Source organism: Vitiosangium sp. GDMCC 1.1324 (genome assembly GCF_003044305.1).
Classification (GTDB): Bacteria; Myxococcota; Myxococcia; order Myxococcales; family Myxococcaceae; genus Archangium.
The window spans coordinates 1-19,028 of the sequence record NZ_PZOX01000006.1; the positions used below are offsets into that span (position 1 = coordinate 1).

19 protein-coding genes and 1 pseudogene are annotated in these 19,028 nt (G+C 68.2%); 7 read left to right on the plus strand and 13 right to left on the minus strand.

The annotated features are described in order from the left end of the window. Positions 1–973 precede the first annotated feature (973 nt). Positions 974–1,822 carry an alpha/beta hydrolase gene (locus DAT35_RS18925; RefSeq protein WP_108068467.1) on the minus strand — a complete coding sequence of 283 codons (849 nt, stop codon included), beginning with the start codon at positions 1,820–1,822 and terminating at the stop codon, positions 974–976. Positions 1,823–1,953: 131 nt separating this feature from the next. Here DAT35_RS18925 and DAT35_RS18930 point away from each other — a divergent pair, with 131 nt between their 5' ends. Further along, the gene (locus tag DAT35_RS18930; protein WP_108068468.1) at positions 1,954–2,988 is read left to right on the plus strand and encodes an alpha/beta hydrolase; all 1,035 of its coding nucleotides are present in this window, start codon (positions 1,954–1,956) and stop codon (positions 2,986–2,988) included. Between the two features lie 114 nt (positions 2,989–3,102). On the opposite strand, the gene DAT35_RS18935 is transcribed toward DAT35_RS18930, so the two are convergent. The 4 genes and pseudogenes from DAT35_RS18935 to DAT35_RS18945 form a co-directional block, all read right to left on the minus strand. Beyond that, a complete protein-coding gene (locus tag DAT35_RS18935) occupies positions 3,103–3,645 on the minus strand; it encodes a hypothetical protein (RefSeq protein ID WP_146209775.1) in 543 nt (180 codons plus the stop codon). A gap of 54 nt (positions 3,646–3,699) precedes the next feature. Then, positions 3,700–4,188: a hypothetical protein gene (locus DAT35_RS60765; RefSeq protein WP_233261561.1), complete on the minus strand. Its 489-nt coding sequence runs from the start codon at positions 4,186–4,188 to the stop codon at positions 3,700–3,702. A gap of 168 nt (positions 4,189–4,356) precedes the next feature. Beyond that, positions 4,357–4,455 (minus strand): annotated as a pseudogene (locus tag DAT35_RS62395) (zf-HC2 domain-containing protein); the annotation flags it as partial. Between the two features lie 18 nt (positions 4,456–4,473). Next, complete coding sequence (locus DAT35_RS18945) at positions 4,474–5,013, minus strand: sigma-70 family RNA polymerase sigma factor (RefSeq protein ID WP_108068471.1); 540 nt, start codon at positions 5,011–5,013, stop codon at positions 4,474–4,476. 130 nt (positions 5,014–5,143) lie between these two features. Between DAT35_RS18945 and DAT35_RS18950 the strand changes: the two genes are divergently transcribed. The 4 genes from DAT35_RS18950 to DAT35_RS18965 all read left to right on the plus strand — a co-directional run bounded on the left by DAT35_RS18950 (position 5,144) and on the right by DAT35_RS18965 (position 8,476). Then, entirely contained in the window at positions 5,144–5,695 is a 552-nt protein-coding gene (locus tag DAT35_RS18950; RefSeq protein ID WP_108068472.1) for a DoxX family protein, read from the plus strand. A 130-nt stretch (positions 5,696–5,825) separates the two neighbouring features. Further along, positions 5,826–5,990 carry a hypothetical protein gene (locus tag DAT35_RS18955; protein WP_199242961.1) on the plus strand — a complete coding sequence of 55 codons (165 nt, stop codon included), beginning with the start codon at positions 5,826–5,828 and terminating at the stop codon, positions 5,988–5,990. Between the two features lie 79 nt (positions 5,991–6,069). Further along, complete coding sequence (locus DAT35_RS18960; protein WP_233261562.1) at positions 6,070–6,990, plus strand: fatty acid desaturase; 921 nt, start codon at positions 6,070–6,072, stop codon at positions 6,988–6,990. A 43-nt stretch (positions 6,991–7,033) separates the two neighbouring features. Continuing rightward, entirely contained in the window at positions 7,034–8,476 is a 1,443-nt protein-coding gene (locus DAT35_RS18965) for a radical SAM protein (RefSeq protein ID WP_108068474.1), read from the plus strand. 59 nt (positions 8,477–8,535) lie between these two features. Here DAT35_RS18965 and DAT35_RS18970 read toward each other — a convergent pair whose 3' ends face one another. The 5 genes from DAT35_RS18970 to DAT35_RS18990 all read right to left on the minus strand — a co-directional run bounded on the left by DAT35_RS18970 (position 8,536) and on the right by DAT35_RS18990 (position 15,377). Next, positions 8,536–10,506: a hypothetical protein gene (locus tag DAT35_RS18970; RefSeq protein ID WP_233261563.1), complete on the minus strand. Its 1,971-nt coding sequence runs from the start codon at positions 10,504–10,506 to the stop codon at positions 8,536–8,538. Between the two features lie 12 nt (positions 10,507–10,518). After that, positions 10,519–11,478 (minus strand): DUF6624 domain-containing protein, encoded by a 960-nt coding sequence (locus tag DAT35_RS18975; RefSeq protein ID WP_108068475.1) that lies wholly within the window; start codon positions 11,476–11,478, stop codon positions 10,519–10,521. A gap of 168 nt (positions 11,479–11,646) precedes the next feature. Continuing rightward, entirely contained in the window at positions 11,647–12,846 is a 1,200-nt protein-coding gene (locus DAT35_RS18980) for an extracellular solute-binding protein (protein ID WP_108068476.1), read from the minus strand. Beyond that, positions 12,843–13,649, minus strand: a complete 807-nt coding sequence (locus DAT35_RS18985) for a hypothetical protein (protein ID WP_108068477.1) — start codon at positions 13,647–13,649, stop codon at positions 12,843–12,845. The genes DAT35_RS18980 and DAT35_RS18985 overlap by 4 nt, the downstream gene beginning before the upstream one ends. Before the next feature lie 33 nt (positions 13,650–13,682). Beyond that, entirely contained in the window at positions 13,683–15,377 is a 1,695-nt protein-coding gene (locus tag DAT35_RS18990) for a substrate-binding and VWA domain-containing protein (protein WP_108068478.1), read from the minus strand. A gap of 219 nt (positions 15,378–15,596) precedes the next feature. Between DAT35_RS18990 and DAT35_RS18995 the strand changes: the two genes are divergently transcribed. Continuing rightward, a complete protein-coding gene (locus tag DAT35_RS18995; RefSeq protein WP_233261564.1) occupies positions 15,597–16,415 on the plus strand; it encodes a hypothetical protein in 819 nt (272 codons plus the stop codon). Between the two features lie 9 nt (positions 16,416–16,424). Here DAT35_RS18995 and DAT35_RS19000 read toward each other — a convergent pair whose 3' ends face one another. From DAT35_RS19000 to DAT35_RS19010, 3 genes are read right to left on the minus strand one after another with little or no spacing between them, the layout of a single operon-like run. After that, the gene (locus DAT35_RS19000; protein ID WP_108068479.1) at positions 16,425–17,132 is read right to left on the minus strand and encodes a hypothetical protein; all 708 of its coding nucleotides are present in this window, start codon (positions 17,130–17,132) and stop codon (positions 16,425–16,427) included. Continuing rightward, the gene (locus DAT35_RS19005) at positions 17,129–17,533 is read right to left on the minus strand and encodes a hypothetical protein (RefSeq protein ID WP_108068480.1); all 405 of its coding nucleotides are present in this window, start codon (positions 17,531–17,533) and stop codon (positions 17,129–17,131) included. Before DAT35_RS19005 ends, DAT35_RS19000 begins: the two co-directional genes overlap by 4 nt. Before the next feature lie 26 nt (positions 17,534–17,559). Then, the gene (locus tag DAT35_RS19010) at positions 17,560–18,426 is read right to left on the minus strand and encodes a WGR domain-containing protein (protein WP_108068481.1); all 867 of its coding nucleotides are present in this window, start codon (positions 18,424–18,426) and stop codon (positions 17,560–17,562) included. A gap of 127 nt (positions 18,427–18,553) precedes the next feature. Here DAT35_RS19010 and DAT35_RS19015 point away from each other — a divergent pair, with 127 nt between their 5' ends. Further along, a complete protein-coding gene (locus DAT35_RS19015; RefSeq protein WP_108068482.1) occupies positions 18,554–19,027 on the plus strand; it encodes a GNAT family N-acetyltransferase in 474 nt (157 codons plus the stop codon). The last annotated feature ends 1 nt before the right edge of the window (position 19,028 follow it).

The window sequence follows — 19,028 nt, forward strand, 5'->3', positions numbered from 1 at the left end:
GACTGCGGTTTCCGCAATCGTCTTCTTCTTGGGCTTGCTATTTGGTTTTCAAAGACCGAGTCGCTTGTTGCTGCCGCGACTTCGTGCTACCGTTTTCTTCACTTCTCGGCTGCACCCCGTTCAACTTTCGGGGCCGCCTTCTTTATTTTGAACCGGTTTCCCTGTCAAGCGACCGTTGCCGCTCTGTTTCACCGATTTGCCCCGGCCTGGATTAAACGCCGCGCCGTTGCGCTTTGTTTCTTCCTTTCGAGGAAGGGCGCGGAACCTTCTGCCTTTCCGCATCCTCTGTCAACTTGCTTCGTCGACTCTTTCTTCCGCCCCGCTCTGGCTTTGTCGCCTTCCGACTTCCGCCGTTTCGAGGGGACGCGGCTTCTACCACCACCGCATCTGGAGTCAACTTCGCTCGCTGACTTTCTATTTTGTCTTTCACTGCTTCGTCCGGAGGTCTCCGTCGCCGTTGCGACTTCGCCTTCCCGTCCGAGGGGACGCGGCTTCTACCACCGCCGCATCTGGAGTCAACTTCGCTCGCTGACTTTCTATTTTGTCTTTCACTGCTTCGTCCGGAGGTCTCCGTCGCCGTTGCGACTTCGCCTTCCCGTCCGAGGGGGCGCGGCTTCTATCACCACCGAGCCTGGAGTCAACAGCCTTCGTCGACTCTCTTTTTTCCTCTGACGCCTCGGAGAGGGGCGCGGCATCCAGGCTCACCACTCCCCCTTCGGGAGCTCCAACCGCCCACCGGGTAAGCCGCCCCTCACGGGACGGCGATCTCCACAGCCACCAAGCCGGACTTCTGCGTGCGGTTGACGCACGTCTTGAAGTCACAGCGAGAGCTCCCCGTGATGCCTTGGCCTGTGCGCCGGCCCGGCGCACAGCCCGCGCGTCACCCTCCAGCGGCCCTTCTTGGCCCCTCTTCACCAGCCCGCCTCCCTTCACAGGGCCCCCTTGCGTCCCATCCTCTACGCGTGGGTTTTCATCAGTGGCGCACGGCGTTCTCGTCGAGGAACCGCAGCACGGTGTCGGCGACCTCCTGCCAGCCGTGGTCGATGGTGAGCGAATGGCCTCGACCGGGCATCCCCACGAAGCGGGTGGGGTTCGGGTTGTGCTTGTAGCGTCCGTACGTAGCGTGGGCGATCTTCCACGGGACCGTGTGGTCCCGCTCCCCCGAGACCACCAACAGCGGGCCGCGGTCGCTCCGTTGGGTGTCGACGCGCGCCTCGGTGCGTGGGTTCAGGTTCGCGAACGCCATCTGGAAGAGCGCCATCCCGGAGGCGGGGACCGATTCGCGCTCGTAGAGGACCTTCGCTTCCTCTTCGGGCACGGCGTTGGCGAAGCCGTACCGGAACTGTTCGTACGTCAGCGGCACCCCGCGACGCCGATTCCGGGGATCGCGCAATCCAACCGATGCCACCTTCAAAGAGGAGAACGGCAACGGCAGCACGCCGCGAAACGGCCCGGGATCGATCGCCACCGCGCCGACGGCCAGGCCGCGGCCTGCGAGGATCTGGGTGATCAAGCCGCCGGTTGAATGACCGATCACGACGGGCTTCTGGTGAAGCTGGCCAATCACCTCGGCGAAGTGCTCGGTGACCTTGCTGATCGACTGTCCCGCGACGGCTTCGGGGTGGGCGCGAGCCTCCTCGACGCTCGCCGGATCGTCGGGCCAATCCGGTGCCAGCGTTGCATACCCGCGCTTCTCGAAGAGGTCGCGCCAGGGCTTCCAGCTTCCGGCGAGCAACCATAGCCCATGCACGAACACCACCGGCGTACGTCCCGAGGCGTTCGCAGCCCCAATCTCCTGCTGCTCTCTCTGTGTCAGTGCCATGCACCCACGTTGCATCCGAACGCGCGCGCAGTCAGCGGACGAGGTGAGGACCGGCTCGTCGCTCGCGTGTCGCTGCGTCAGCGGCGCTCCGGATGCACCGTTCAGTGAACCTCCAAAACGGGAGCATCGCGATGAGCAAGCCACTGGCATCCACCCTCGAACCGGACACCCGCGCGTGGCTCGAGAAGCTGCAGGCTGTGGGTGGAAAACCGATCTACGAGCTGTCGCCGAAGGACGCTCGCCAGGTTCTCTCCGACATTCAATCCGGCACCGACGTAGAGAAGCTTCCGGCCGACATCGAGGACCGCAAGCTCGGCGAGGAGGTGCCCGTGCGGATCGTGAGGCCGGTCGGCGCTTCGGTACCGCTGCCGGTCATCATGCACTTCCATGGCGGCGGCTGGGTGCTGGGCGGCAAAGACACCCATGATCGGCTGGTGCGGGAGCTGGCCAATGGAGCGCACGCCGCGGTGGTCTTCGTCGACTACACGCCTGCTCCGGAGGCGAAGTTCCCGGAGCAGCTCGAACAAGCGTACGGCGCGACGAAGTGGATCGCGGAGAACGGCGAGTCGCTCGGCCTCGATCCGACGCGGCTGGTGGTGCTCGGGGACAGCGTCGGCGGGAACATGGCGACGGTGGTGGCGATGATGGCGAAGGAACGCGGCGGGCCGGAGATCGCGTTCCAGGTGCTGTTCTACCCGGTGACCGATGCGAACTTCGACACGGGCAGCTATCGCGAATTCGAGAGCGGCTACTTCCTCGAGCGCGAAGGGATGAAGTGGTTCTGGGACAACTACCTGCCGAACCAGGAGAAGCGGAGCGACCGGCACGCCTCACCGCTGCGCGCGTCGATCGATGAGCTGAAGGGACTGCCACCCGCGCTGATCATGGTCGGCGAGCACGACGTGCTCCGTGACGAAACCGAAGCGTACGCGCACAAGCTGCTCACCGCTGGAGTCCCGGTCGCTGCGACCCGGTTCCTCGGAACGACTCATGACTTCGTCATGCTCAATCCGATCACGCACACGCCGGCACCGCGTGCGGCGCTCAGGCTGGCGACCGAAACGCTGCGGCGCGTGTTCGGCGAGGAGCGGCGCGCAGAGGAGAGCATTGGCGGCGTGGAGTGGGCCGCGATCCATCGCGAGGCCCAGCCATCGATGACGCATTGATGCGATGTCCGGGCGCGCCCTGGGAGTTCAGAGCCAGCGCGAGATGCTCCACCGCTTCCTCACGGAGGTGGTGCGGGAGCTCACGGTGCTGGTGGGCAACTCCTGGGGCGGTCTTCACGCTCGCGCGCCGGGGCCTCTTCGAGTCCTGGGTGCGTCTGGCCGGTCCTGAGACGGTGGTGGCTGCCAGCGCCAATAGAACCACCCCAGCGCGACACCATAGGTGAGGTGGGTCATCCAGGAGACCCAACGCGGTACATTCTCCGCCCAGAGATTGTGTCCGTTGAGCTGCCGTTGAATGCCCGGCATCAGGACGGACCCGTCGATGAGGAGCGCGAGCACGCCCACCAGGGCCCCGAGGAGAACAGCCTGGCTCCGGCGGAAGCGGCGCGGCGAGAGCCCGACCACGAGGCCGAATACCTTGGACCAGAGGACGCTTGGGCCCAGCTGGTGGGCGAGGAGCCCCGGCAGCACCGAGCTCATCGACACCTGGTGAAGCGCCGGCTCTCCCACGACCAACGCGGTAAACACCTGGAGAGGATAGAGCACGTTCTTCCCCCGGAGCACCGCCAGACACATCGCCATGGCGAGCATCGACAGACCCGCTGCCTGCCCGGACACCAGGCTGGTGAACATGGCTGGACGGGACGGGATTCGCATGGCGCACCCAAAGAAGATGGGCTCGTAGACACCCGGCGCCATCGAGCCACCGGGTCAGGAGGAGGCTATCTGCCTTTGAAGCTCGAGCAGCTCGGAGAGGCCAAGATCCGAGACGAGGGCGTAGCCCTGGTCACCCTCCTTCCAAAGAATGAGGCTGAAGCCTCGGACGGCTTGCGCGCGCGGGCGGGCAGGGAACGCGAGCCCCTCGGCGTTGACGACGAAGAGCGAGGCCGTGTGTAACCGCCGCTTGTAGACGAATACGGCGGCTCGACGATCGAGGAATGGCTCGACCGCCCCGCCCTGCAACGGGAACTCCGGGCTTCCCGCGAATCGCACGTTCGGAGCGAAGTCCAGCTTGCCACCAAACCAGGGCTTGACCTCGTGGAGGCCGCCCGTCACTTGGGCGAGCGGGGCGCCCTGCAGCACGCGCAGGTGATCATTGACGGTCTCGGTTTCCAGCTGCCGCAGCTCGGAGCGATGCTCGACGAGCATCGACGTCCCCCCGATCACCACGGCCAGCGCGGCCGCGAGGGCCCCTGCCATGGCGAAGGCTCGAACCTTCCTGACAGCCCTCCTGGTGACCGGGGCGGGAGCAGGCCAGCTCGCAGCGAGCCGCCGCTTGAGCGCAAGGGGAGCTGCGTACCGGGGCAACTTCGCCTCGAGCACCTCGGTCAGCGCGCGTTCAGCGGCGAAATGAGCACGGCAGGTGGGGCACCCGGACAGGTGCCGCTGAAGGTCGGCGGCCTGCTCGGCTGACGCCGGCCTCGCCAGATTGTCTCCGCTGAGCTCTCGCGCCTCGTGGCAATCCATTTCATTCCTCTATCGTCCTCAAGGACGATACGCAGCCAACCGCTTGCGAAGCTCCGCTCGAGCGCGGAACAACCTCGACTTGACGGTCCCTTCCGCGCAGCCCAACACGCGAGCAACCTCCGTTTCCGTCAGGCCTTCCAGGTCCAGGAGGATGACGGTCCGCCAGGCTTCGGGAAGCGCATGGACTGCTTCGGCAACCTCTTCAGCGACCAGCGCCCGGATCTGCTCGAACCGGGCCTCATCCGTGGTGTCTCCCACCGAGGGGGCCGGCTCGAGCGAGGCGTCCGCCTCGAGCGAGACTGACTCGGAAGACGAGCGTCGTCGCCCATCCAGGTAGGTGTTGCGGAGGATGCGGAAGAGCCAGGCCTTGAGGTTGCTTCCGGGCTCGAACTGGTGCGCGGCGCTGAGGGCGCGGGCGTAGGTTTCCTGAACCAGGTCCTCCGCATCGGAGGGGGTACGCACCAGCCAGCAAGCGAAGTTGTAGAGCGCGTCCGCGTGCTCAAGCGCGTGGCGAACGACCTCATTGGAATCGCCTCCCTCGATAGCGCTCACGCCCACGCATTAACCATCGCCTCCACCCCCTTCAACGCCCGAAACAGCAGAGGGTTCCCGGAGCATGGAACCATTTCGGGACTCCACCGTTGGACAGCTGAAGGGCGCATCGCCCTTCAGTCGCAGGGAGGCCACCATGAAGTTCGATGCAATCGTTTCATTCTTCACCCACCCTCCAACGTCGGGGCCGAAATCGACCCTGTTCATCCGGCTGATGGCCGGTGGGGTCTTTTTCTGGGAGGGTTTGCTCAAATTCGTCTACACCAACCAGGGAGTCGGCCGCTTCACCAAGCTGGGAATGCCCATGCCCGGCGTGCTCGCGCCGGCCATCGCAGTGCTCGAGATCGGGGGGGGCCTGCTCCTGATGAGCGGTCTCGGCACGAGGCTCATCAGCGTGCCCTTCATCGTCGAGATGATTGTGGCCATCCTCTCCACGAAGATCTCGCTCTACCTGGGCATCTCACCGCTCCCCAGACCGCCTGCGCCACCCTTCATGGGGCCCTGGGCGGTGCTGCACGAGATTCGTTCAGACTACGCACAAATCATGTCCTGCATCTTCTTGCTGGCGGCCGGCCCGGGCCCCTGGTCGCTCGACGCGCTTCTCCGAAGACGGCGAGCGGCAACCACCCGGCTGACTCACCTTCCACGGACCGACCCCCTTCGGCCTGCCCGGCCTGGAACTGCATGAGCCCCAAGAAAGGAGCCAAGCGGAGGTAGCAAGCCGGTCGAAGCGGGACCGACGACGACATGGGACGGAGCTTCTCTGGGGAGGGGGGGTGTTACATTCAGTGCAGGGTGAGCAACGAGCGGAGGAGTTGATGCGCAGCTGCGGTGAGCAACTCATCGAAGAGGGTCGACAGCAGGGACTGACCCGAGGGCGTGCCGAATACGTCCTGCGGATGCTCACCGCACGGGGCGTTGAGGTCGACGAGACGGCCCGCCAGCGCATCCTCCCCGGCGTGCTGGACGACTTCGCACAGTAGAAGCGAGCCCCCGAACGAAAGACCGTTCACCCTCGGGCGGATGCGCTGTCACGGAGCAGTCACGCCCTCTTTGAGACACATGCCGCAGGCCTGGGTCGTAGGCAGTTTCGCCTACGAGAACTGGTGGTCCGCCCATATGCCGCACGCCGCACCTTCCGAGCCGTCCCGCCGTCCTCACATCAACAGAGCCATCGTCGCCTACATGGTGATGGTGCACGGGCTCGCCGCGTCCGCGTTCTGGTTGCCCTGGCCTCCCTATGCGCTACCAGTAGCGCTCACGCTGTACGTGACGATCGGACTCGGCACCACGGTGGGGCTGCACCGGCTCCTCAGCCACCGCGCCTTCCGCTGCCCGCGCTGGGTCGAGTACGGGCTCGTCTCGGTGGCCATGCTCACCGGACAGGGCAGCCCCCTGCTGTGGGCCGCCACCCATCGCCTCCACCACGTCCATACCGACAGCCCCCAGGACATCCACTCCCCGCTGCGCGGCTTCTGGTACTCGCACATGGGCTGGATCCTCGATGACGACTCGACAGACCCCGAGGCCTGGCGCACCTACTGCCGCGACCTCGCCCACGACCGCTACTACCACTGGCTGCTGCGCTACCGGATGGTTCCCCAGGTCGTCGCGGTGGTGCTGTTTGGCGTGACACTCGGCTGGAGCGCGGTGCCCGCCTGCTTCTTCCTGCCGGTGGTGTGCTGGATGCAGAGCACCTACTGCGTGAACTCGGTGTGCCACGTGAAGGCGTTCGGTTTCCGGCGCCACGACACGCAAGACCACAGCCGCAACGTGTGGTGGGTCGCCGTGCTCGCGCTCGGCGAGGGCTGGCACAACAACCACCATGCCTTCCCCGGCTCGGCGCGCCACGGCCAGGGCATGTGGCAGGTGGACCCGGGCTGGGCCTTCATCCGGTTGCTGAGCTGGCTCGGCCTCGCGTGGGACGTGCGCCTCCCCGGCCAGCGAGCTCCCGAGCCCCCGCAGCACCTCCCGGCGGCCTGAAGCGCCCCCATTCCCGCCCTCCACTCCTCCCGAGGCACCCGTCATGCGGATCGCCGTCATCTCCACGTACACGCACCCGACCCGGCTACGCATCAAGGAGCCGTCCATCATGCAGTCCTCGGTGCCCGAGCTCATCGCCGGGCTCTGCCCCGAGGATGCGGACATCGAGCTCTACAACGAGAAGGAGGTGGACATCCCGCTCGACCGGGACTGGGACCTGGTCTTCTTCTCGTACCTGCACTCGTACTACGAGCACACCAAGGTGCTCTCCACGCTCCTGCGCCAGCGCGGCATCGTGACGGTGGCGGGCGGGCGCCACGCGAGTCACTTCCCGGAGGACTGCGAGAAGTACTTCGACGCCGTCATCACCGGAGAGCCCGAGCCCAACGTCCCCGCGCTCATCGAGGACTTCCAGAAGGACCAGCTCCGCAAGCGCTATGGCCTGGCCTCGAAGGGCGTCACGGCCATCAAGCCGTACCGCTACGACCTCATCGACTTCACGCACAACAAGGTGCGCCTGCCGGGCATCGAGGCCTCGCGAGGCTGTCCCTTCCACTGCAACTTCTGCGTGCTCACCGGGCACGAGCGCTACCGCTACCGTCCCGTGCCCCAGGTCATCGAGGAGCTCCAGACGCGCATGCGCTGGAACAAGAACTTCTTCGGGCTGATGGATGACGCGTTCGTCTTCCTGGACAACAACCTGGGGGGCTCGCCCAAGTACCTGCGCGAGCTGTGCGAGGCGCTCATCCCCCTGAAAAAGACCTGGGGCTGCGCGCTCACCTTCAACGTGCTCAAGGACGAGTCGCTGGTGAAGCTGATGGCGCGCGCGGGCTGCCGCTACATCTACACCGGCCTGGAGTCGCTCAATCCCGAGTCCATCGAGGCGATGAACAAGGGCCAGAACAAGCTGGCCGAGGTGGACGCGGTCATCCGGCGCGCGTTCTCCAGCGGGATCCTCCTGTCGTTCGGGCTCATCGTCGGCTCGGACGGCGACACCAACGAGTACCTGGAGAAGGTGCCCCAGTACCTGGCGGACCTGAGCTACTTCTCCATCACCTTCCTGGGCATCGTCTGCCCGTACCCGGAGACGCCCTTCTTCCGCGAGGTGGCTTCCGAGGGCCGGCTGCTACCCGGCACCCTCAGCCGTGACTACGACGGCTACACCCTCTGCCACCGCCCGAAGAACCTGCACCCCTCGGAGGTGGTGGAGCACTTCCAGCGGCTGTGCCACACGCTGGGCAGCCTTCCCAACATCGCGCGGCATTACTGGTCCAAGCTGATGATGAGCGACCTGCCGCGCTACCGGAGCACCATCCTCTTCTCGGGGCCGGAGATCCTCAGCATCCGCAACCCCGTGAAGAACCCGGCGCGGCGCTACATCGCGGGGATGGACCCCCTCGAGTCCTGGGACGCGCAGCAGATGGCGCGGCTGGGACTCGAGCCGCAGCGCATCGGTCCGGTAGAGTTGCTGGCCCGCGTGGGCTGAGTCATGAGCCGTACGGTGCGGACGCTCCCTCGGGGTGAGGGAGCGCCCGCGTCCGGGAGCTACTCGGGGTCACACACCCCATCGCAGGTGTGGACGATGACCCCGTCCGGCCGCAGGAAGCGGTCCACCTGCTCGCGGCCCTTGGCCAGGCGACGCACGCCCTCGTGCACCGCGTTGTCTTCCTTGGGGGGAGTGGCCACGGTGCCGGGCAGCGGCTCGGGGACGTTGAAGTTGAACTCCACGAGGCCCGAGCCGTTGAGAGGGCCTTCGCTGGAAGGCAGCGCGGGAATCTCCTGGGGAGCCGGCTTCAGCAGCGTCAGGCCCAGGGCACGAGCGTGGACGTGAGAGGCCACGTTCGGCACCTGCGCATCTCCCAGGCCCATCTGAGCCAGCACACGACGCTCCGAGGGCGCGCCCGGGTAGAAGTCCCGGAGCACGTGGGGCGCGTAGGTGATGGGGTCGATCCGGTCGAAGGAGGTCTGGAGCATCGCCGTGAACTTCTGCCGATCGAGCGGATCCGGCACCGACTGGGAGATGACGTCCAGGAAGGGCTGGAAGGGCCTGGCCCGGAACATCATCAGCGAGAAGCCCGCGCCGCCCACGCTGAGCACCCCGCGCTGCACATGGGGCGACAGTGCCAGGTACGTGCCTCCGAGGATGTGACCCTGGCTGATGCCGTAGTAGTACGTCTGCTCTGGGTCGTACGCGAGCTTGCCGCCAATCTGGAAGGCCGCCAGCGAGCGCAGGGTCGTCTTCGCCGCGTACGTCACGGCGATCTGGTTGGCCATGGCCTGATGGACGCGATCCGTGAAGAGCATCGTCTCGCTCGGCTTGTTGGCCATGGCGCCGGCGACGACGAGCCGATCCGGAGCCGACATGCCCCACCAGTCGATGGTGAACGACATCATCTTCGTGGCCTGGAGGAACGGACGCACGAAGCTGCCGTCCGCCTCGCCCTGTCCCCCGAAGAAGCCATGGCCGTACTGCAGGAAGCGGCCGGGCACGCTGGAGACATCGAGGGAGCGCGGAATCTGCGCGGTGAAGGGCACCTGTGTGGTGCCGTTCTGCCGCACACGGCCCAGCGCGTTGCGGGCCAGCGGCGCACCGGGCTGGTCGCTCTCCAGGAAGAGCGGAACCTCGATGGTGCCCTGGATGCGGCGGAAGACGTTTGCATCGACGTCCTCGGTGATGGAGGTGATGTTCACCGCGGGCGGAGCCGCGGCGAGGCGGTCCATCGTCATCCGGCGCACGTCGAGCATGTCACGGGTGACGTGCTCCTCGGACTCGGTGGTGAAGTCCCAGGCGAGCTGAAGGCTGGCGCGCTCCACCCCCGCCACCTCGAGCCGGGGGAAGATCTGCCCCTCATAGCGTCGGGTGAGGGGGTCGAGGACGGAGTCACCCGTCGTCTGGTTGTCCCGGATGCGGCGGAAGCCCTCGGGCACCGGCACGGGCTGGCCGTCCCGAGCGACGAGCTGGCGCAGCGCGATGATGTAACGGGTGCCGTTCTTCAGCCGCTCAAGGGGGCGGATGAAGAGCGCCCGGTGCGCGTCATCCGGAGCGTTGGGGTCCAGCTCCGCGAAGTGGAGCACGCCCCGGCCCGTCTCGGCCTCGATGAGGACCGTGGGCCCCTCCACCGCCGAGGTGGGTGAACCCAGGGCCGGCAGGTTGGCGTCGGACACACCGGCCGGGAAGAGCGCGAGGATGGGTGTGAGGTGGGACCAGCCGTCCGCCGGGTGGAGAGAGGTGACATCAATGGGCTTCCCCCGCGCGTCCTTGGGGAGCGCGGCGTCGGAGATGCGCACGCGCCGGCCCGAGGGCAGGGACGGGTCCGCCATGAGCCACTGGTCCGAGGGATAGGGCAGCAGGCAGTCCGCATCGGCGGCGATGGGGTTGCAACCCTCGGGGATGTCGAGCGGCGCGGGCCCGGATGGTGGCGGCTTCACCTCGTCCTCGCCACAGGCCGACAAGGCCAGGAGGGAGACGGGCAGCAGCCAGCGCCATGAGCGCATGAACAGAGAAGAACGCGACATGCCGGGTCTCCTCTACTTCGCGCCGCCAGAGGCCATGCGCTGCATCATCTCGTTGTACTCCGCCATGGTGCCCAGGCCCACGGCGGCGCGGCGCGCGTCCACTGTGGCCTCGTCCTCGATGGGGCGCGGCACCAGCTTGCCGTCCACTGTGTGGAACTGGGTGCCGTAGCGCTGGGGCTTGCCCTCGGCCACCAGGATGCGGTCCGTCAGGTAGGCGAGATCCTTCTTCGAGCCCTCGCCAGCCTCCACCGACTTCTCCAGCAGCGGCAGGCACTGCTTCTGGAAGGCCAGGTCGAGATCCGCATGCTGCACCAGGAGCCACGCGCCCTGGGAGGCCCGCTCGCCCACCAGCGTCTTCGTGGGCCAGCCCACCTGCGCGATGATCTCCTTCATCCGCGCGGTGTTCTTCACGTCGATGGCCTTCATGCGCTCGTTGGTCGCCGCGTCCTTGAACTGCGCCGCACCCGCCGCGCGCCGGGCGGCCTGGTCCTCGTCCACCATGCGCAGCAACTCATCGCGCAGTTCCGGCTTCTGCGCCGCGTTGCGCTTCTCATCGTTGGCGGCCACGCGCTCCACCACGCGGGCGAACGCGGGGTCCTCGCGCAACGAGGCGAGGTCTGGATCCTTCTTCATGTGCTCGGCCTCGGCGAAGCCGGCGTCCGCGGAGCGCTCGAGCCAGATGAGGGCCTCGGCCTTCTGGCCCTCGAGGGCGGCGGAACACGCGGCACCATAGAGGCTGTTCGCATTGCGGATGCCCTGCTCCCAAGCCTGGCGATAGAGCGGGAGCGCCTCGGCCGTCTTCCCACTCATGGCCAGCGCATCCGCCTGGCTCGCCAGCTTGCGGGCCTCGGCCGTGGGCGCCGGAGCTGCGGCCGGAGCGGCAGGGGCAGCGGCGGAAGTCTCGGAGGACGGGGTGTGGGCGCAGGCCGACAGCAGGCTCAGGGCGGCGAGCCGCACGATGAGACGGGTCATTCAGTCATCTCCTGGGGTGGGCCCGAGCCGACGGGATGCCGGCCCGGGGGCGCGATGGTAGCGGAGAGACTGACGAGCGCGCGGGCCACGGCCTGGCGCCGGTGACCATCACGCGGCGCGGCACGAGACCGATGAAAACCTACAGCCGACCTTCAGCGCGAGAGGCCCTCAGCGCGCTGCGGTGCCCACCACGCGCGACCACATGGTCAGCAGGTTGCGGACCACGGGCCCTTCAGGCACCTCGGCCACCGGCGGCACGTCCACCTGGATGCCCTGCGCCGCGAGCCGCGTGAAGGGGTTGGCCGCGTCCTGCGTCTTGAGCGGCACCGCGGGGTCCGCCGGCCGGAAGCCGAAGGCCAGCGCGCGCTCCTGCACCGGACGGCTGCGCAGGTACGTGAGGAACTTGCGAGCCGCGTCCTTCTGCTCGGGGGTCACCCAGTCGGCCTGCAGCACGGCCGCCGGGTGGTCGCTCCAGAGAGTGAGCGACGGGTAGTACACCTTCAGGTTGCCCCACCGGCCCTGCGCGTTGGCGAGCTGGGAGATGGCCAGGTTCTCGTAGACGACCGCCACGTCGTACTTCGACGGGCCGAAGCGCACCATGTCCGTCATGAAGGTGCCCGTGGAGGTCTCGAAGCGGGTGACGCCCTTCTCCAGCTCCTTCACCCACGCCTGGTACTCGGGCTTGAGCAGGTCGCCCACCGCCAGCCCCGAACGCTTGCCGTAGAACTCCAGCGTGGCCAGCAGCATCGCCTGCAGGCCCGAGTTGGAGCGCGTCGGGTCGGTGTGGCCCAGCTTCACGAAGCCCCACTCCGCCTTGCCGCCGATGGCCGGCCAGCCCTGGTCGCTGGCCACCGCCTTGTGGATGGCCTTCCACGACACCGAGCCCCCGGAGACCTTCTGCAGCACCTCGGCCCGATCCTCCCAGACCACGAACACCAGCGGGGTGATGACCAGCGGCTGCGGCACGTCGTCACCACTGGTGGCGAAGAGCTGCCCGCGCTGCGGGTCCGTCGACCAGTCCGACTCCAGCATGCGCAGCACGGCGCTGTCGGCCGGGCTCCACACCGTGGGCTTCTCCTTGCCGTCCAGGATGGCCTGGGCCGCGTCGAGCGAGCCCTTGCCCACCAGCTTCACGCGGATGGACGGGTTCTCCTGCTGGAAGCCCGCCACCGCGGCCTCCACCCACTCCTTCTTCTCCGTGCTGTAGAGGAACGAAATCTCCGTCACCGGCCCGGAGGACGGCGTCTGGGTTCGCGAGGCCTCGGCCCCGCCCTGCTGCTGCGCCTTGTCCTTGTTGGAGGACGTGATGAAGAGCACCGCGCCGACCGCGGCGAGGAACCCCAGGATGATGAAGACCTTGGGCTTCATGATGCGACTCGAACCTCCTTGAGCGATTGCAGGGTGTCCTCGAAGGCCTGGATCTCTCCGTTCATCCGGCCGAGCTCCTCGCTGAGGTCCCCGTACATGCTGTCCGTGGCCTGCGCGTCCAGGGCGCGCAGGCGCATCACCTTGGCGGGAAGCCCCTGGAAGGTGGCCGCGATGCGCGACAGGTTGGCCAACACCCGCTCGTGCGCCGCGTGAATGTCCATCAGCGCCGTCAGGTGCTCCTCACGAGCCCTGCGCGCGCTCTCGTACTGCTCCCGGGCCTCGGCGTCCCGCGCCTGCCGGATCTGCTCTCCCAACTGGCGCACCTGCTCGCGCACCGCTCCCGGGTCCACCGTGCGCAGATAGCGCGAGAGCTCCTCGCCACGCCGCACCAGGCGCACCGCCCGGAGCTCCAGCTCGCCCAGCGAGGACAGCGCCAGCCCCAGGTGTGACATCACCCCGTCCGGCGCGCCCTCCAACATGCGCGTCAGCTCCTCGCGCGCCTGGTGGATGGCCCGCACCCAGTCGCGGATGCGGGGGTCCTCCAGCCGGCCCGGGGCGGGCAGCTTCTGCTCCTCCTCGGAGCGGCCGGAGAGCGTCTCCTTCCAGAAGCCGGGCGACATCACGTCCCATGCCACCAGCGCGGCGTAGGCGGCTCCGCCCAGCGCGGCCACGGCCCACGAGTGCATGGCGGCGGCGATCAGCGCCGACGAGCCCGCCACCACCAGGTGGAGCGTGCTCCCCGCGGAGCGCGCCAGCACCTTCGGAAGGTAGCGCACCAACGTCGACTCACCCCGCTCTGCCATGTCCGCTCCGTCCCAGTCCCGTCATCCCGTCACTCAGAAGAAGGAGGCCATGTCCCGGTACACCTGGACGATGTCCTCCACGCTGCCCTTCGCACTGGAGCCCTTGGCCGCCTCGGCGATGCGCTCGAGCACTTGGCCCTCGGCGCCCTTGCCGTAGGCGATGGTGAAGATGCGCACCGGGCTCTCCTCGGTGGAGGCGGTCAGGCTCTTCTGCAAGTCCGCGAGGGTGAGGGTGCTGCTCTCGTCCTTGCCGTCCGTCATCACCACCACGGCGTGAATCTTCCCCGGCTCCTTGCGCGCCCGCTCCCGAGCCCCCTGCCATGCGGCCAGCGTGGCCGAATAGAGGGCCGTGCCACCCTCCGCGATGATGCCGTCGACGCGGCCGAGCAGCTCCGCGCGCCCTTCACCGAGCACCCTGGGGCCCAGCGGCGGGTACACGTTGTTGTCGAAGAAGAGCAGCGTCACCTCGTCCCTGTCCGACAGGGACTCCAGGAAGCGTCGGGCCCCCACCTTCGCCTCGGCGAGCGGGCGGCCCACCATGCTGCCGGACTTGTCGAAGACGAAGGTGACGTCCGTGGCCTTCTTCGTCTCGCGCCACACGGCCAGCAGCTTCTCCAGCACGTCCGCGCCGGGCACCTCCAGCAGCGTCTGCGGCTGCTTGGGGTCCGCCCCGTGCGCCGCGTCCACCGGCGCCGCGATGGCCACCGCGGGGTCCGCCGGACGGAAGCCCAGCGCCAGCGCGCGCTCCTGCGCCGGCCTCGCCTTGAGAAAGGTCATGAAGGCCTGCGCCGCCTCGCGCTCGTCGGCCCCCACCCAGTCCGCGTCCAGCACCGCGTAGGGATGATCCGACCAGAAGGTGCCCTCCACCGGGTACACGGACACCAGCGGGAACGGCGCGTCCGTCTGCTTACCGTAGGACTCGATGACCAGGTTCTCGTACAGCACCGCCGCCGACAGGTAGCCCGGGCCGCGCTGCTGCATCTTGTCCGAGAAGAAGCCGGTGGACTTGCCGTAGTGCACCACCGTGCCTTCAATCTCCGAGAGCAGCGCCTTCGTCTTCGGGCCCTCCACGTCCGCCACCGTCAGCCCGCGCGTCTTGCCCGAGCCCGCGTAGGCCTCGGCCAGCACCGACAACAGGCCCGAGTTGGAGGACTCGGGATGCGTATGGCCCAGCTTGAAGCGGCCCCACTCGGGGTGCCCGTACGCGCCCCACCCGCGCTTGTCCGCCGCCACCTTCATCAGGTCCGCCCAGCCAATGGGCTTGCCCGGCCAGCCCAGTGCCTCGGCCATGGGCTTCCACATGGCGATGACGATGGGCGAGAGCAGCAGCGGCTCGCCCTCCCCCACCACCGGCTTCGTCTTGCCCGTGGACGCCATCCACGCGCTGTTGAGCAGCGGCAGGTACGCACTGGAGGCCGGGCTGTAGACGTGCGCCTTGAGCTTGCCGGAGACGATGTCCTGCACCGCCTCGCCCGAGCCCATCGCCTTGCCCTCCACCTTGATGGGCCGGCCCGACTTCGTCTTCGCCCCGCTCTGCTCGAAGGCTCGCGCCTGCTCCTCGAACCAGCTCTTCTTCTCGCTGCCGTAGGCCACCGTCAGCACCAGCGCCGGCCCACCACTCACCGCCGACTGTTTGCGCGCGGAGGATTCGGAAGACGCCTGGCCGGACTCCTTGCAGGCGGCCAGCGACATCACCACCGCGAGCACTCCCCACTGCAGCTTCCGCATCCGGACGGTCCTCCCCTCGGGCTCCTGCGCCACGACTGTGTGACGCCGCGCCGAAGTGCCTCAACCGCCCACCGTGCTCCTCACCCACTTCTTGCAAGCCCGTGACAGGCCCGTCACGTAAGCTCGCCGACTGTCGGGTTTTACCCGTCCCGCCGGCGAACTGGTTGGAGGTCCAGCTAGAATCGACCGGACAGGCCACGTCCGATAGAGTCGGGAGCCATGAATTTCATGAGCCGGAAGCTGTGGATCCTCGGAGGAATGAGCCTGGCGCTGGGAGCATGTGCGGCGAAGCAGGTAGCTCCTGAGCGCTACACCCTGGGGCTGGCACGTGCGGAGTACCGCGACTACGCCCGGGCCCGGGTCGACGTATGTGACACGGAGCCCCAAGAGGTATCAGCCGAGCTGGCCTCGGTGAACAAGCTGCTGACGGACTTCCTGTCCTCCACGGAGCAGGTGAAGAACCCGCATTCGGTGGACCACGGCCGGGCCGTGGAGCTGCTGCAGGAGGCCTCGGGCTCGCTGGGCAAGGTGCTGGATGTGTACCAGGCCAACCTCACCGCGGTGGGCAAGTGCGGCTTCGCGAAGTCCGGAGCCTTCCCGGAGCTGACGAAGCAGGGCTCGGGGCTGCTGGAGCAGTCGCGGGCGCGGCTGGGAGACGCCACCCAGTTGCTCGCGGTGCAGGAGGCGCAGCAGAAGTGGCTGGCCGAGGCACCCCAGCGCAAGCAGACGGCGCGCCAGACGTGGTGCGCGAAGAACCCCGAAGTGGGCAGCACCGACCTGTACTACGCGCGCAAGTACGCGGATGGCCGCACCGAGTGGCTCTTCTGCGACGGCCACATCGTCCAGTCCGGCGCGAAGGGCGGAGAGCCCACCCTGGTGTCCCCCGAGGGCCTGAGCGCCAAGGACCGCCGCAAGGTGAAGCCGCCGCGCTACCTCGAGGCGGCGCAGAGCTACCCGGCGGAGGAGATGGACAAGCAGCCCACGGGCCTGGCGGGCACGTCGGCCCCCGCCCACAGCTCGGCCGCGGGCGGTAACTGAGCGGACGCGCTACGGCACGTACGTCACCGCCAGGTGGTTGGGGGTGAGCACCATCCGGCGCGGCAGCGCATTGCCGCCCTGGATGGTGAGGTCGAAGGCGAAGGGCGTCCGCAGCACGCGCTCGTTCATCTGCTGCCGCAGCATGCCCTCGGTCTGGCTGCTCGAGTTGGCCTTGAGCTTCGTGCGCGACGCATGGGCCTGGGCCAACAGGACGTTGTCGCTGCCCAGCGTCAGCTGCACCACGAAGTCCGCCACCACGCCAGCGGCCACGCCCGCCTGGAACTTGCGGACATCGTTCTGGTAGGCCTTGGGGACGCTGCCCGTGTAGCGGATGTTCTCTCCGCGCAGCTCGGCCCGGCAGGTGAGCGTGTTGAGCGGGCCGAAGCGGATGTCGGAGATGCGCTCGACGATGACGTCGCCCTCGAGCTGGTTGTGGAAGCTGCGCGCGGCCATCCTCACCGGGAGCATCTGCGAGGCGATCTGCTCCAGGGCGGCGGGCGAGTAATACAAGGTGAAGGAGCGCTCCGCCTTGCCGGGCGAGCGCAGCTCCTCGGTATAGGCCTGCGCGGACTGGAGGGCCCGGTTCATGTCCTCCAGTTCGCGGGTGAGGCGCTGGTTCTCCGTCTCCGCCGTCCGCATGCGCGTGGCGGCGCTCGTGCCGCAACCGGCTCCGGCGAGGGCCCACAGCGCCACCAGTCCCAGGCGAAGCGCCCTCATGGACGCACCACCTTGCAGGAGCCCTGGGACAGGCGCCACCCGCCCGCCGTGCGCGGTGCGGAGTAGGTCACCGTCATGCGGTTGGGCTGGCCACGCACCGAGAACTGGGCATGCACGGCGCCCGAGCGGGGCAGCCCCTGCACCTGCGCATTCGCGGGAGCCACGCCGACACAGGCGAGGTTGTTCAGTCCGGCGGCCCCTTCCGCCTGCGCCATCACCTGGAAGGACTGCTGGAGCTCGGCCGTCTTGCGGCTCAGCTCCGCCTGAAGCTCCTGATTGCGAGCCTCCAGCGCCTCCACGCGCTGCTCCGTGGAGGAACCCGAGGAGCGTGAGGCACCGCGCCCGGAAGCACACCCGGCCGCGCACAGCGCGAGCACGGGCACCCAACACCAGCGGGACATTCTCATGTCCCGCACGCTACCACCGCTCATCCCCCCAGCCGGGACAGGCGCTCGGCGAGGCGCGGGTCTCCCCCGGCATCCAAGGAGCGCAGCCACGCCGGGAGCGAGCTGCCTCCCGCCACCAGGTGTCCCTCGAGGTGCGGGCGCAACGCGCTCCAACGCTGCTCCCAGCCCTCGCCGTGGGCCCGGGGCCGCTCCTCCAACAGCGCCCCCATCCGCAGCGCCAGTTCCGGCTCTCCGAGCGCCTCGGCCTGGCGGGCCAGCAGGCCCGTGGCGGCCTGGGCCGGCGCACCGGCGGGAGCGCGCTTCCACTGCTCCAACGTCCGGAGGAAGGCCGAGGAGTCCAGCTCGGACAGCAGCTCCATGGCGGCCCACAGCGGCAACCGGGGCTCGCCCCGGGGCGCCACCACCTTCGCCATCAACGACGTGAACACCGGCTCCAACGCGGAGTGCCGGGCCGGGTCCACGCCCCCCAGCGTCCGGAGCGCACGCCGGGCCACCCGGGCCTGGAGCGCCACCTTCCAGCTCCGCCCCCCCACGAGCGCGTCGAGCGAGGTGAGTGCCGCCACGGCCGCGGTCACCTGCTCCGCCGTGGGCTTGCCCCCGCGCACCCGCGGAGGCAGCGAGAGCTTCGGAGCGGCCGCCGCCGCGCCCTTCGCGCCCTTGGGAGCCGCCGCTGGCGCCTCGGAAGACACCTCGTGGTAGCCCTCGCGCAGCTTCTCGGCCACCTTGCGCTCGTACTCGCGCCGCGCGCCCTCCTCGTCGGAGAACTCCTTCTCCTTGCGTTGTCCGTCGGTCCCCAGGCGCCCGTACACCACGATGAAGGTGTTGCCTTGGACCTCGGCCATCCAGAACTTCGCGCTGGTGCCCTCGACGAACTCGAACCTGCGCATGACGCGGCCCCTCTCCTTGCGGGTGTGCGGATTCCCGGCGGAGGCTACTACGGGCGGTGTTGGCTCTCCCACTCCAGATAATACGGAGGGGGCCCCACTTCGCGGCCGAGGCGCTAGTCTCGCGCGCATGATTCGCTCAGCGACCCCCGCGGATATCCCCACCATTACCCGGCTCGTCCGGGCCCTGGCCGAGTACGAGAAGCTCTCCCACGAGGTCGTCCTCCGCGAGGAGGACCTGCACCAGCACCTCTTCGGCCCCCGGCCCTACGCCGAGGTCGTCCTCGCCGAGGAGGGCGCCCAGGTGGTGGGCATGGCCCTCTTCTTCCACAACTACTCCACCTTCCTGGGCAAGCCGGGCCTCTACCTGGAGGACCTCTTCGTGCTGCCCGAGTTCCGCGGCCACGGACATGGCAAGCAGCTGCTGAAGCACCTGGCGAAGCTCGCCGTCGAGCGCGACTGCGGGCGCTTCGAGTGGGCCGTGCTCGACTGGAACACGCCCGCCATCGAGTTCTACAAGTCCCTGGGCGCTGTGCCGATGCACGACTGGACCGTCTTCCGCGTCGCCGGCGATGCGCTCCAGCGGCTCGCGCGGCCCACGTGAG

Bases quoted from the DNA above. Each gene is read 5' to 3' on its own strand.
- DAT35_RS18925 (WP_108068467.1), bottom strand. From the start codon at position 1,822: ATGGCACTGACACAGAGAGAGCAGCAGGAGATTGGGGCTGCGAACGCC.
- DAT35_RS18930 (WP_108068468.1), top strand. From the start codon at position 1,954: ATGAGCAAGCCACTGGCATCCACCCTCGAACCGGACACCCGCGCGTGG.
- DAT35_RS18935 (WP_146209775.1), bottom strand. From the start codon at position 3,645: ATGCGAATCCCGTCCCGTCCAGCCATGTTCACCAGCCTGGTGTCCGGG.
- DAT35_RS60765 (WP_233261561.1), bottom strand. From the start codon at position 4,188: ATGGCAGGGGCCCTCGCGGCCGCGCTGGCCGTGGTGATCGGGGGGACG.
- DAT35_RS18950 (WP_108068472.1), top strand. From the start codon at position 5,144: ATGAAGTTCGATGCAATCGTTTCATTCTTCACCCACCCTCCAACGTCG.
- DAT35_RS18955 (WP_199242961.1), top strand. From the start codon at position 5,826: ATGCGCAGCTGCGGTGAGCAACTCATCGAAGAGGGTCGACAGCAGGGA.
- DAT35_RS18960 (WP_233261562.1), top strand. From the start codon at position 6,070: ATGCCGCAGGCCTGGGTCGTAGGCAGTTTCGCCTACGAGAACTGGTGG.
- DAT35_RS18965 (WP_108068474.1), top strand. From the start codon at position 7,034: ATGCGGATCGCCGTCATCTCCACGTACACGCACCCGACCCGGCTACGC.
- DAT35_RS18970 (WP_233261563.1), bottom strand. From the start codon at position 10,506: ATGTCGCGTTCTTCTCTGTTCATGCGCTCATGGCGCTGGCTGCTGCCC.
- DAT35_RS18975 (WP_108068475.1), bottom strand. From the start codon at position 11,478: ATGACCCGTCTCATCGTGCGGCTCGCCGCCCTGAGCCTGCTGTCGGCC.
- DAT35_RS18980 (WP_108068476.1), bottom strand. From the start codon at position 12,846: ATGAAGCCCAAGGTCTTCATCATCCTGGGGTTCCTCGCCGCGGTCGGC.
- DAT35_RS18985 (WP_108068477.1), bottom strand. From the start codon at position 13,649: ATGGCAGAGCGGGGTGAGTCGACGTTGGTGCGCTACCTTCCGAAGGTG.
- DAT35_RS18990 (WP_108068478.1), bottom strand. From the start codon at position 15,377: ATGCGGAAGCTGCAGTGGGGAGTGCTCGCGGTGGTGATGTCGCTGGCC.
- DAT35_RS18995 (WP_233261564.1), top strand. From the start codon at position 15,597: ATGAATTTCATGAGCCGGAAGCTGTGGATCCTCGGAGGAATGAGCCTG.
- DAT35_RS19000 (WP_108068479.1), bottom strand. From the start codon at position 17,132: ATGAGGGCGCTTCGCCTGGGACTGGTGGCGCTGTGGGCCCTCGCCGGA.
- DAT35_RS19005 (WP_108068480.1), bottom strand. From the start codon at position 17,533: ATGTCCCGCTGGTGTTGGGTGCCCGTGCTCGCGCTGTGCGCGGCCGGG.
- DAT35_RS19010 (WP_108068481.1), bottom strand. From the start codon at position 18,426: ATGCGCAGGTTCGAGTTCGTCGAGGGCACCAGCGCGAAGTTCTGGATG.
- DAT35_RS19015 (WP_108068482.1), top strand. From the start codon at position 18,554: ATGATTCGCTCAGCGACCCCCGCGGATATCCCCACCATTACCCGGCTC.